Source organism: Streptomyces sp. NPDC050164, from assembly GCF_044459945.1.
Taxonomy (GTDB): domain Bacteria; phylum Actinomycetota; class Actinomycetes; order Streptomycetales; family Streptomycetaceae; genus Streptomyces; species Streptomyces coeruleorubidus_A.
The window spans coordinates 63,534-76,263 of sequence record NZ_JBITJK010000044.1; the positions used below are offsets into that span (position 1 = coordinate 63,534).

A 12,730-nucleotide genomic window follows, 5' to 3' on the forward strand; every position below is an offset into this window, starting at 1 on the left:
AACGGAAATGCGCCCCGGGGATGCCGTCCCGGGGCGCACGTCCGGGGTTTTCCTGCGTCCGGGCAAGGGGCCGGGGAGACGGGGGCGACGAGCTGCCGGTGTGCCCGACTACGCTGGGAGGCTGACCGTCCCCCTGGGCAGGAGAGAAATGGCCGTCAACCTGGTCAATGTCGAGAACGTCAGCAAGGTGTACGGCACCCGCGCCCTGCTCGACGGCGTCTCCCTCGGCGTCTCCGAAGGGGAACGCATCGGCGTCGTCGGCCGCAACGGCGACGGCAAGACCACGCTGATCCGGATGCTCGCCAAGCAGGAGCAGGCCGACACCGGGCGCGTCACCCACTCCGGCGGACTGCGCATCGGCGTGCTCACGCAGCACGACTCCCTCGACCCCGAGGCCACCGTCCGCCACGAGGTCATCGGCGACATGGCCGACCACGAGTGGGCGGGCGTCGCCAAGGTCAGGGACGTGTTGACCGGCCTGTTCGGCGGGCTCGACCTGCCGGGGTTCCCCAAGGGGCTCGACACCGTCATCGGCCCGCTGTCCGGCGGTGAGCGGCGCCGCATCGCGCTCGCCAAGCTGCTCATCGAGGAGCAGGACCTGCTCGTCCTGGACGAGCCCACCAACCACCTCGACGTCGAGGGCATCGCCTGGCTCGCCCGGCATCTGCAGAACCGCCGCTCCGCGCTCGTCTGCGTCACCCACGACCGCTGGTTCCTGGACCAGGTCTGCACGCGCATGTGGGACGTCCAGCGCGGAGACGTCTACGAGTACGAGGGCGGCTACTCCGACTACGTCTTCGCCCGGGCCGAGCGCGAGCGCATCGCCGCCACCGAGGAGGTCAAGCGGCAGAACCTCGTCCGCAAGGAGCTGGCCTGGCTGCGGCGCGGCGCACCCGCCCGAACGTCCAAGCCGCGCTTCCGCGTCGAGGCCGCCAACGAGCTGATCAAGGACGTACCGCCGCCCCGGGACAGCAGCGAACTGATGCGGTTCGCCTCCACGCGGCTCGGCAAGACCGTGTTCGACCTGGAGGACATCACCGTCCAGGCCGGCCCCAAGGTCCTCCTCAAGCACGTCACCTGGCAGCTCGGGCCCGGCGACCGGATCGGTCTCGTCGGCGTCAACGGCGCCGGGAAGACGTCCCTGCTGCGGGCCATGGCCGAGGCGGCCCGGACCGACGGCGAGGCCCAGCCCGCGGGCGGGCGCATCCGCGTCGGCAAGACCGTCAAGCTGGCCTACCTCTCCCAGGAGGTCGCCGAACTCGACCCGGCCACGCGCGTGTTGGAGGCCGTGCAGCAGGTGCGCGAGCGCGTCGACCTGGGCAAGGGGCGCGAGATGACCGCCGGGCAGCTGTGCGAGACGTTCGGCTTCACCAAGGAGAAGCAGTGGACACCGGTAGGGGACCTGTCCGGCGGTGAGCGGCGGCGGCTCCAGCTGCTGCGGCTCCTCATGGACGAGCCCAACGTCCTCTTCCTCGACGAGCCCACCAACGACCTCGACATCGAGACGCTGACGCAGCTTGAGGACGTGCTCGACGGCTGGCCCGGCTCGATGATCGTCATCTCCCACGACCGGTTCTTCATCGAGCGCACCACCGACCGGGTGTTCGCGCTGCTCGGCGACGGCACCCTGCGGATGCTGCCGCGCGGCATCGACGAGTACCTGGAGCGGCGGCAGCGCATGGAGGAGGCCGCGGCCGCCGCGACGCCCGCCGCGGCGCCGCAGAGCGCCGCCCCGGAGAAGAGCGCAGCCGACCAGCGCGCCGCCAAGAAGGAACTCCAGAAGATCGAGCGACAGCTCGACAAGGTCTCCGAGAAGGAGACCAAGCTGCACGCCCAGATCGCCGAAAACGCTACGGACTTCTCGAAGGTGGCCGGACTGGACGCCGAGCTGCGCGAGTTGGCCGGTCAGCGCGAGGAGCTGGAGATGCGCTGGCTGGAACTCGCCGAGGACGCGTGAAGGGTGCGTGAAGGCGCATAACGGCGGCATCACGGGCCGGTCCTCCCTTGGGAACAGGGGGTGACACGGCCCGGTGCGCTGTCGGCACCGGGTGATAGAAAGAGCCGTCTTAGAACTTCATGAAGCGACTCTGAGCCCATTGAGTACCTCAGGGCGTGGCTAAAAATCAGTGATCGAACGGGGGAGCCGCTGATGACTCAGCCGCCCAGTCAGCCGCCGCACGGTGGCTTCGGAGCACCGCAGAACCAGCCGCCGCAGGGCGGTGGCTTCGGGGCACCGCAGACCCCGCCGCCGCCCCAGGGACCGCCCCAGACGCCGCCGCCCCCGCAGGGGCCGCCGCAGCCTGGATACGGCTATCCCCAGCAGCCCCCGCAGCAGCCCGGACCGTACGGGCAGCCGGGACCGTACAACTCCGGCCCCTACGGCCAGCCGCAGCAGCCGGGTCCGTACGGCCAGCCCGGCTACGGCTACCCGCAGCAGCCGCAGTACCCCGGCGCCCCCGGCACCCCGCCCGGGGGCGGTTCGCGCAGCCCCTTCAAGGGCAAGCCGGCCATCATCATCGGCGCCGCGGTAGCCGCGCTGCTCGTCGTCGGCGGCACCGTGTGGGCCGTCACCGGCGGCGACAGCGGCGAGGGCGAGAAGAAGCCGGTCGCCCAGCAGAGCGACGACGCCAAGCCCAACTCCTCCGCCCCGGTCGACCGCGGTGACGGCAGCGGCGACGGCGGCGAGGACCCGGAGAACCTCAACGAGGGCCGCCAGGCCGGGGAGGCGAAGGTCCTCTGGTACAAGGAGGCGCCCGACGCGCCCGGTTCCGGCGCCGACGCCCCCGGCATGTGGATCACCGACAACGCGGCGGTGAAGGCGGCGTACAAGCAGCTCTTCGCCTACAACGTCGGTGACGGCAAGCCGACCTGGGACGCGATCACCTTCCCGCAGAAGATCTGCGCGACCACCCCGCAGAAGACGCCCGACGACAAGATCGTCGTCGCGTACATGAGCGGCAGCAGCGACCGCGCCAAGTGCAACCAGCTCCAGGAGATCGACCTCGACACGGGCGAGAAGGGCTGGAAGGAGGAGGTCGGCGACGGCGCACTGTTCGACTCCACGCTCTCCGTCGAACTGTCCATCACCGGCAAGACGCTGATGGTGGGCCGCTCCCAATCCGGCACGGCCTACGACGTCACCAGCGGCGACAAGCTCTTCGACCACAAGCGCTACGGCAGCGCCTGCTTCCCCTCCGCGTTCGCCGGCGGCGAGAAGCTGATCGCCGTCGCCTCCTGCGCTGCCGGCACCGACAAGGAGCACGACGAGGTGCAGGAGCTCGACCCGCGCACCGGCGACGTCAAGTGGACCCAGCCGTTCGACAAGGGCTGGCGGGTCGCGCGCACCTACTCGGTCAGCCCGCTCGTCATCTACAGCACCAACAAGGACAAGAAGGCCTGGAACATCTCCACGTTCACCTCCGGCGGCAAGTTCCGCTCGCAGGTCGGCTTCGACGAGGACTTCGCCCCCGAGTGCGGCTGGGCCATCCTCGAACGCGACCTCCAGGGCTGCCAGGGCGTCGCCGTCGACGACACCACGCTCTACCTCCCGACGGAGGCGACCACCGGCGCCAACGAGATCGTCGCGGTCAACCTCGCCGACGGGAAGGAGAAGTGGCGGGTGAAGTCCCCGGCCGACGAGTCGATGCTGCCCATGAAGGTCGAGGGCGGCAAGCTCATCGCCTATGTGCAGCCGTCGTACGACGCGGGCGGCCAGGTCGTGTCCATCCCGACCGGCGGCAGCGGCCACAAGCCGGTCAAGCTGCTCCAGAACCCGCAGGGTGCCGCGGACATCGAGAACGGCTTCTTCTCCAAGGACACCGACTGGGTCGACGGGCGCTTCTACATCTCGACCACGCGGCTGAGCGGAAACGACGACACGAAGGAGAAGTTGATGCTCGCCTACGGCAAGTGACTCTTCCCCCTTCGGATCCGCCTTCTTCTTCGTCGTCCGTCCCCTTCCCCGAGGTACTCACGCCATGACCCAGTCGCCGCCTCCGCCGCCCCAACAGCCGCCGCCCGGGGGAGGCTTCGGGCCGCCCCAGGACCAGCCCCCGCAGCCGGGGTACGGCTATCCGCAGGCTCCGCAGACGCCTCCGCAGTCGCCCCCGCCGGCGGCTCCGCAGGCACCGCCCCCGCCGCCCGCGCAGCAGCCGCAGCCGGGCTACGGCTATCCGCAGGGGGCTGAGCAGCCGCCCCAGCCGCCGCCCGGCTACGGCTACCCCGGCCAGCAGCAGCCGGGGCCGTACGGGCAGCCGCCGCAGGCGCCTTACGGCCAGCCGGGCCAGCAGCCGGGATACGGGCAGCAGCCCGGTTACGCCTATCCGCAGCCGACCATGCCGCTCCAGCCGCAGCCCGGACAGCCGGGCGGAGGCCGGAAGTTCAACGCGCAGCTGGCCATCATCGTCGCCGCTGTCGTGGCGATCGCACTGATCGTCGGCGGCGGCGTCTGGTACTCCACGTCCAAGGACGACGGCAAGAAGGACGACACCGCGAGCTCCAGCGGCGGCACCGGCGGCACGGACGACAACAACGGCGGCACCAGCTCCGGCGGCAAGGAGAAGGCTCCGGCCGACCCCAGCGCCAAGGTCCTCTTCCCGGTCCCGATGCCCGAGGTGAAGAACGACAGCACGGTCGTCGTCTCCGGCTCGTGGCTCACCGACAAGACGTACGCCAAGAGCGGCATCGCCGAGATCGTCGGCTACGACCGCGACAAGGGCGGCGAGCAGTGGACGATCCCGCTGGACGGCCCGGTCTGCCAGGCCAGCCGCCACGTCACCGACGACAACAAGACGGCGATCCTCTATCAGCCCGCGATGCCGACCAAGGCCGACCCGTCGCACGGGTGCAGCCAGATCGCCGTGATCGATCTCGACGCCGGCAAGAGGCTGTGGACCAAGACCGCCAAGACCGGTGACCAGCTGATCAACTTCGACAACGTCACGATCAGCGGCGACACCGTCGCCGTCGGCAGCTCCAGTGGCGGCGCCGCCTTCGACGTCTCCGGCAAGGTCCTGTGGAGCCCGAAGCCGACCGACTCCTGCTACGACGCCGGGTACGGCGGCGGCGAGAAGTTGGTCGCGGTGCGCAAGTGCGGCACGTACGGGCAGCGGCAGCTGCACATCCAGACCATCGACCCGAAGTCCGGGAAGGTGATCTCGGAGTACAAGATGAGCCAGGGCATCGAGTACGCGAGCGTCGTGTCGACCGATCCGCTCGTCGTGGCCGCCGACGTCGGCGACTCCGCGGGCGACGGCAGCGGCATCTCCGACTTCTTCTCCATCGACAACAAGACCGGCACGCTGCGCAAGCGCATCTCCGCGCCGGGCGAGCAGTTCGCGGCCCGCTGCGAGGGCGTCACCCGCATCGAGTCCTGCAACCTGCTGGCCGTCGGCAACGACCGGCTGTACCTGCCGACCGAGGAGCACGACGGCAGCGGCGAGTACAGCCAGACCAACGAGATCGTCGCCTTCGACCTCGCCACCGGCAAGCAGACAGGGCAGCGGGCCGACGCGGGCGACGGCTACACGATCTCGCCGCTGCGCATGGACGGCGGCAACCTGATCGCGTACAAGCGGCCGCCGTACGACAAGGGCGGGCAGATCGTGAGCATCGACGGGGGCAGCTTCAAGCAGACGAAGCTGCTGGAGAACCCGGCGACGGACACGGTGCGCGACGTGGAGGCCGGCATGTCGCCGGAGTACTCCGAGCTGCTGTACGGCGACGGGCACCTGTTCATGTCCAAGGTGTACGCCAGCAAGCGGAGCAGCAGCACGAGTGAGAAGGAGTACCTGGCGATCGGATTCGGTACGAGCTGATCGATCGATGGCCGCTTGGTGATCGACTCGGTGCGGATACGGTCCCGTCCCTGTTCAGGGGCGGGACCGTTCGCTTTCGGCTCAGTCAACCTCGAATGAGAGGAATTTCGGCGATCCGGGGCGATTCTCGCGGGTAGGGGGAGCGCAACGTCGAACAAGCGTGTAGCTTCCGGGGGCATGAAGGCGGGGGAGCCGGGGGGCTTCCATCTGGGGGGACCGGGGTGACTGGGGGGTTGCTCGATGGGAGTGCGGCTCATGGTGGTCGACGACCACCGACTGCTGGCCGAGGCGCTGGCCTCGGCGTTGAAGCTGAGGGGGCACCGGGTGCTGGCCGCGGCGGCGCCGGCCGCGGGGGCGGCGGAGCTGGTGATCACACGGGCGCCGGAGGTGTGCCTGCTGGGGACGGCCACGCCGGCGGAGCCGGGGATCTTCGACCCGGTGGTGCGGATCAAGCGGGAGCGTCCGCAGGTGGCGGTCCTGGTCCTGGGACCGGTACCGAGCCCGCGGGGCATCGCGGCCGCCTTCGCCGCGGGCGCGTCCGGCTACGTACGTCACGACGAACGCATAGAGGGTGTCGAGCGGGCGATCATGAAGGCCCGGGCCGGGGAGGCGGCGGTGGCACCGCAGCTACTGCAAGGCGCGTTCAGTGAGTTGCTCAACCCGGCGGCCCAACCGGACGACGAGGGCCAGCGGTTGCTGTCGATGCTCACGCCCCGGGAGGTCGAGGTCCTGGTCCGCGTCGCGGACGGCGAGGACACCCGCCTGATCGCGGCGGGCATGGGCATCGCGCCGTCGACGGCCCGGACGCACGTCCAGCGGGTCCTGATGAAACTGGGCGTCGGCTCCCGCCTGGAGGCGGCGGCACTCGCGGCGCGGACGGGCCTGCTGGACCGCGCGGGGTCGCTACCGCGGACGGTGACGCCGGATCCGGGGACGGGTCCGGAGGCCTGACGGGCTGCACCTGAACGTCGAGGCATGGATGGGCTTTTGGCCGATCTCAGCCCCGCGTAACACCCGCCTCAACATCGTGTTCACGGGATGCGCACAAATAATCCCTAGGTGCATCACGGCACTTCTGTCTCCCGGCCCGGTGAAGTCCCATGGCTTCTTTTGCGCCACGCCGCTCCCGCCTGGAAGAAACCCTCTGGTCCAGTCGAACGCTTGTACCTGAGGTGATCGTCGCGCCCGGCGGAGCTGACCACTCGGCCACAGCGCGCGTCAACCGGCGACCGGGGGGACACCGTCGCCACGGGGAGGGACACGCCGTCATGCCGCGAAACCGGCTCTTCACGCATCTCCTCCGCCTCTTCTGAAGGGCACCCCCGTCCGCCTTCCTTTGCGACGAAGGGATGCTCTCTTGCGCCCAAGACCAGGGCCTTTCCGGCCCAGAACCCGTTTCCTGACCAGATCGGGCAGACCCCGTTTCCTGACCTCTGTCGTCACGTCCGCGGCGGCTGTGGCCGTACTGGCCGGCGTGGCGGTCCAGCCCGAGGTACTGGATCGGCTCACCGGCACGGAAGCAGCCGCCCTGGCGGGCGACTCGCCCCACTGGTCCGACGACACGGCGGCCGAGCAGCTGCGGCAGGACCAGTGCCTGATGGCGGAGGTGCTGCGCCTGGGCGGGCCGTCCATGGCCGCGACCGCGCAGGACGGACTCAACCAGCCGCCGGACAAGCTGCACGCGCTGGCCAACCCGGAGCACTGGGAGGACACCCCGCTGGCCGTGGCGTACCAGCGGGACAAGGACGCGGCCTGGAAGGAGCTCGACGCCCTCAACAGTCGGCTCGGGGAGTGGGGCAAGCCACTCGACGGGCTGGAGCAGCCGGGCGGCTTCGACTCGTTGGCCGACTGGAGAGACCCGCCCGGCTCGATCGGCAGTGAGGAGGACGACTTCTATACGCAGACCGGACTGACCTCTTGGGTCGCCGACAGGTTCTGGAAGCGCGAAGGTGACTTCTACGAGGACCCCACCCCCAAGGCCGACGAGAAGACCCTGAAGGTCGTCACCGATCTGGGTACCCCGCTCTACGGCGAGAAGCCCTATGACCCGGACCTGCCCAGCGGGGAGTGGCAGCGGCAGTACGAGGAAGAGCAGGCGTTCCAAGGGCTGTTCGACACCTTCGACGGCAAGGGCGCCGATGACGCCCGTCTGTTCTTGGCCTCCGGCGGATTTCCCCGCACCGCGCCAGAGCCGGGTACCGCCGAACACCGGATCGCGGTCGAGGACCTGAAGACCAGGTACGCGTCGTGCGCCTGGCGGGATCCGATCGACCCGAACAAGGTCCTGGGCGGCATGGCCGACACGGCCGCTTCGGAGTGGCAGCGGGAAATCAGCTCGCAGGCCGCCCAGCGCAACCAGATCCTGAAGTCCAGCAAGGACGCCACCAAGGCCCTCGCCGGCGGTGCGAAGGCGTTGGGGAACCTGCTGGGGCACTCGTGGGTCGCCGACCGTCTGGTCCGTTGGCAGGACTACTGGGCTCCCGGCGGTGCGGGCTGGATCGGCGACTCGCCGGCGGTCATCCAGGTCGAGGCGGCCAAGGGCAAGTGCCTGGACGCGGAGGGCGGCAAGAGGACCTCCGGCACCCCGGTGCAGATCTACACCTGCAACAACGCCTCGGGGCAGCAGTGGCGGCTCCGTGAGGCTTCCGGTGACAGCTACAACCTCGTCAACGTCAAGTCCGACAAGTGTCTGGACGTCGAGAACAGCAATCCTGCCAACGGCACGAAGATCCAGATCTGGTCGTGCAACGGCAGCAAGGCGCAGGAGTGGCAGTTCGACATCCGCGCCGTCGGCGAGTTGCGCAACGTCGCCACGGACAAGTGCCTGGACTTGAACAAGTTCGAGAACAGCCACGACGCCTGGCTGTGGGGGTGCAACGGCACCAACCCGCAGAAGTTCCGGATCGTCCCCAAGGGCCACCAGGGCACGGACAACCAGTTCTATCCCGACAAGGCGCAATTCGACCAGGCCAAGAAGAACATCGCGGCGGCGCAGGCGCAGGCGAAGAAGCAACTCGACGTTCTCAAAGCCCAGTTGGCTGCGGCGCAGAAGCACGCCACCGCCAGTGACACCGCGCAGAAGGCCGCGTACGCCATCGCCGACGAGGTCGGTGCCCCACGTGGCCGTGGCCTGCTGGTCGGTCAGCAGAAGGCCCAGGTCACCAGCGGCGCGGCAGCGGCCCTCGAAGCGATGGTGAAGGCCGGTACGACCGCTGAGGCCGCTACCCGAGCCTCAGCCGGTGACAGCGCGACCATCGCGCAGCGCGCCCTGGCTCAGGCAGCCCAGTCGAAGGCCGAGTTCCGCAAGGCCGCCGCAGCAATGGCCGAGTCCCAGGCCAAGGCCGCGGCCGACGCCGCGAAGGTGCACCGCGACAACGCCAAGAAGGACAAGGAGACCGCGGAGGCCAAGCTCACCGAGGCGCTCAAGGCCGAGGGAGAGGCCAAGGCGGCCGCCGCCGAGGCCCACGCCAAGCGCCTGGCCGCCGAGGCCGAGGAGAAGACGGCCGAGGCGGAGAAGAAGACGGCAGCGGCCAAGCAGGCCGAGGCCGCCCAGCACAAGAAGAACGCCGAAGCCGAGGCGACGAAGGCCAAGGACGCCAAGGACAAGGCCGAGGCGGCCGAGGGCACCGCGGTAGAGAAGAAGAACGACGCGGTCAAGGCCCGTGACAACGCCAAGGCCAAGAGGGACGACGCGTGGGAAGCCGAGCAGAAGGCCGACGCCGCCCGCGCCAAGGCCGACGCGAAGGAGGCCTACGCCGACTCCCTGGAGGCCGGAGAGGCAGCCGACGCCGCCCGCGCCGCGGCCAATGCGGCGGACAAGCACGCCGACGACGCCGAGGCAGCGGCCACGAGGGCACGCTCCGAAGCGGACGCCGCGACGAAGGCAGCCGCGGACGCCGACGCGGCAGCCACACGCGCGGAGGCGGCGGCCAAGCGCTCCCGCGCGCACGCGGACGACGCCCAGGCCGCGAAGCTGAAGTCCGACGCCGCGGTGAAGACCGCGACCAGCGCCGCCGCCGAAGCCATCGACGCCTCCGAGCACGCCTCCTCCGAGGCCAAGACGGCCGTCGAGATGGCCGACGAGGCGGAGAAGCAGGCCAAGACCGCCAAGTCCCACGCGGACGCGGCGAACAAGGAAGCCGCCAAGGCCCTGGCCGCCTCGGCGAAGGCCGCGGGCTTCGCCCACGTCACCGCCCAGGCCGCCGTGGACGCCGGCAACGCCGCCGCCCAGGTCGCCAAGCCCGCCAACGACGCCATCCAGCTCGGCTCCCCGTACATCGACACCGACTCGGCCGCCGGCCTGGTGGTCCTCACCGGCCAGGCGTCCAAGACGATCGCCGAACAGCAGAAGGCCGTCGCCGACGCCCACGCCAAGAACGCGGCGGCAGAAGCCTCAGCCGCCAAGAACCTCGCCGACCAGGTGAAGGGCGACACCAAGGCGGCCTACCAGCACGCCGCCAACGCCGCCGCACACGCCGCGACCGCCCGCACCTACGCCAAGGAGGCCCTCGGCTACGCGGCCGACGCCGCCAAGGCCGCGTCCAAGGCAGCCGCCTCCCTGGCCCGCACCGTCGACTACAACCGCCAGGCCACCAAGGACGCCCAGGCCGCCGACCAGGCAGCAGGCCGCGCCGAGAACCACGCCAAGGACGCCCGCGACTCAGCCGACCAGGCAGCCCTCGACGCCGAAGCCGCCCGCACCGCCGCCTCACAGGCCGAAGAGGCAGCGAAGGACGCCCGGGCAGCGGCCAACCGCGCCGACGCTGCGGCGACCGAGGCGGAGGAAGCGGCGAAGGACGCCGAGAAGTACGCCAAGGAAGCCCAGGAAGCAGCCAGCCGCACGGAGACAGCGAACAAGAACAGCAGCATCCGGACGGGTGCGTCGGCGGGCGGCATCGGCAACGTCTTCTACGTCGACCGTATCGAGGTCATCGGCGATCCGGAGGACGTGAAGAAGGAAAACTGCGGCGTCATCATCCACACCGGTGACTGCAAGATCACGGCCACCATCCGGTACAAGGTCGAAATCGACGTGTACCTGTGCACGGCTCTGGACTTGCCCGCCACGCAGGCGGGATGCCCGGAGTGGGAGACCTTGTTCCTCGGAACTCAGCCCGTCAAGGAACAGAAGAGCACGGTCACCAAGACCGTCTCGATGGTCGAGTTCAACTCAGGCATCGACCCTGTGGACATCCTCTTGGGGCACTGGATCGACTGTGCCCAGAAGGTGGCCCCGGGTGGCGAGAGCGGAAGCTGGGGAGGTTGCGGCTGGGCAGCCTTCGATGTCGGCACCCTCATCTTCGGCGGCAAGATCACCCAGGCCGTGGTCGACGGCATCCGTGCGCTCGACGCGTCACTGCGTACCGGCATCGGAGTCAGCGACGCGTACAAGGCCCTGAGGGCGTTGAACATGGACGCCAGCGCCCTCGCCAACATCAGTCGTACGGTGGCTGCGTACGAGGACGATGTGGCGGCGGCCTGCAAGGCGGTCGACGATGTCGCCCGGATCTCCAGAGCGTTCGCTGCAGCGGCGATTGGGCCGCCCTGTAAGTTCTGGAAGCTCACCCAATTCCAGGGGCAGCGTGTCTACCAGCGGGACGACCTGATCCGCCCGGACTACGTGTCGCCCCACGACAAGTACGGCCGCACAAACCTCAAGAGGATGCAGCAGGGCTTGGCCCCGATGGGCCCGGACGACAACCCGCTCAACCTCCACCACATGCTCCAGACGCAGGACGGGCCCATCGCCGAGGTGACGAAGAAGATGCACCTCGACGAGAACTACCATCAGCTGCACTGGAAGTCGGGGACCAAGATCCCCAGTGGCATTGACCGGCCGGAATTCGATGCATGGAAGAAGCTGTACTGGAAGAACCGAGCGAAAGAGTTTGGTGCATGACGCCCGCTGTAGAGGCGAGTGAGCAGGTGATCGCGCTCATTCGTGATAACGAGGACATCACAAACCATGCAGACGGCTGCGACGTCGAGACATTGGCCGCCGCCGAGCATGCCATGGGCCTGGCCTTCCCGCCGTCCTATCGCCGTCTTATCGAGGCCTTCGGCACCTGGGACGTCCCCCCGAAGGAGTTCCTCGGCGTGTACAGGACATCCGCCAAAGGTGATGTCCTGCTGGGCTCCGTCGAACAGACCCTGACGGCACGGAGCAAGGCCGGACTCCCGAGCGATCTGATGGTCGTCATGGTTGACGACGTCTTGGGATACGTCGTCCTCGACACTTCCCAACAGGACCAAGACGGTGAGTGCCCGGTGTTCGCCTGGAACCCTGGCCTCCCAGACCGCGACAGCATGGAGAGACTTGCGGACGACTTCGGCTCCTTTGCCCTCAAGGAATGCCGACAAGCCGTAGGACAGTAAGGCCGTAGTTCTCAACGACGTTCCACGAAGGCGGGCGGGAAACTTCTCGCCTGCCTTCACCTCTGCTGTGTCGGGCAGAGTGTCGCCCCTCATCAGCCGAACCGCTGCCACGGCCGGCAAGAACGAGGACACGGCCTCCGGACGTTGCTCAGCGCCAGTCCGCGCGACCTCCCGTCCTCAAACTCTCTGCTCCGCTACTCGCTCTTGAGAGCCGTCCTTCACTGAGCTGATGAAAATGGCGAACGCATCAGCACTCACTATGAGTCGGTTCCGGGTGAATGCTTTGGAGTCGCGTATCCCCACCCTTGTCGAGATGCAGCAGACCTCCACGCACTCGTTGTCGGCCGCGCTGTAGCTGCTCTTGAACCAGCCCGTTGTCCTGAACGGGTCCGCTGTTGGCGCATCGTTCATCGGGTGAGCTCCCGTCGTGCTGCGGCCAGCAGGTCTAAGGGCTGTCCCGTAACTGCTGGTCACGGATGAGATGATCTTGCTGTGTCTGGTGTGATCACGGCGTCGGAGCCCTCCTGGATAGCCCCGTT

7 protein-coding genes are annotated in these 12,730 nt (G+C 68.9%); 6 read left to right on the forward strand and 1 reads right to left on the reverse strand.

Going from position 1 to position 12,730, the window contains the following annotated elements; translation table 11 throughout:
- The first annotated feature begins 148 nt into the window (after positions 1 to 148).
- From ACIBNA_RS38160 to ACIBNA_RS38185, 6 genes are all read left to right on the forward strand, one after another.
- On the forward strand, positions 149 to 1,957 hold the full coding sequence (locus tag ACIBNA_RS38160; RefSeq protein ID WP_399169830.1) for an ABC-F family ATP-binding cassette domain-containing protein: 1,809 nt from the start codon (positions 149 to 151) through the stop codon (positions 1,955 to 1,957).
- 192 nt (positions 1,958 to 2,149) lie between these two features.
- On the forward strand, positions 2,150 to 3,913 hold the full coding sequence (locus tag ACIBNA_RS38165; RefSeq protein ID WP_399169831.1) for a PQQ-binding-like beta-propeller repeat protein: 1,764 nt from the start codon (positions 2,150 to 2,152) through the stop codon (positions 3,911 to 3,913).
- A 64-nt stretch (positions 3,914 to 3,977) separates the two neighbouring features.
- Entirely contained in the window at positions 3,978 to 5,816 is a 1,839-nt protein-coding gene (locus ACIBNA_RS38170; protein WP_399169832.1) for a PQQ-binding-like beta-propeller repeat protein, read from the forward strand.
- A 255-nt stretch (positions 5,817 to 6,071) separates the two neighbouring features.
- Positions 6,072 to 6,767 (forward strand): LuxR C-terminal-related transcriptional regulator, encoded by a 696-nt coding sequence (locus tag ACIBNA_RS38175; RefSeq protein ID WP_399169833.1) that lies wholly within the window; start codon positions 6,072 to 6,074, stop codon positions 6,765 to 6,767.
- Positions 6,768 to 7,173: 406 nt separating this feature from the next.
- Complete coding sequence (locus tag ACIBNA_RS38180; RefSeq protein WP_399169834.1) at positions 7,174 to 11,715, forward strand: RICIN domain-containing protein; 4,542 nt, start codon at positions 7,174 to 7,176, stop codon at positions 11,713 to 11,715.
- Positions 11,712 to 12,191, forward strand: coding sequence for an SMI1/KNR4 family protein (locus tag ACIBNA_RS38185; RefSeq protein ID WP_399169835.1), 480 nt, complete (start codon positions 11,712 to 11,714; stop codon positions 12,189 to 12,191). Before ACIBNA_RS38180 ends, ACIBNA_RS38185 begins: the two co-directional genes overlap by 4 nt.
- 177 nt (positions 12,192 to 12,368) lie before the next feature.
- On the opposite strand, the gene ACIBNA_RS38190 is transcribed toward ACIBNA_RS38185, so the two are convergent.
- A partial coding sequence (locus ACIBNA_RS38190; RefSeq protein WP_399169836.1) for a DUF397 domain-containing protein occupies positions 12,369 to 12,730 on the reverse strand: 362 nt, incomplete at its 5' end.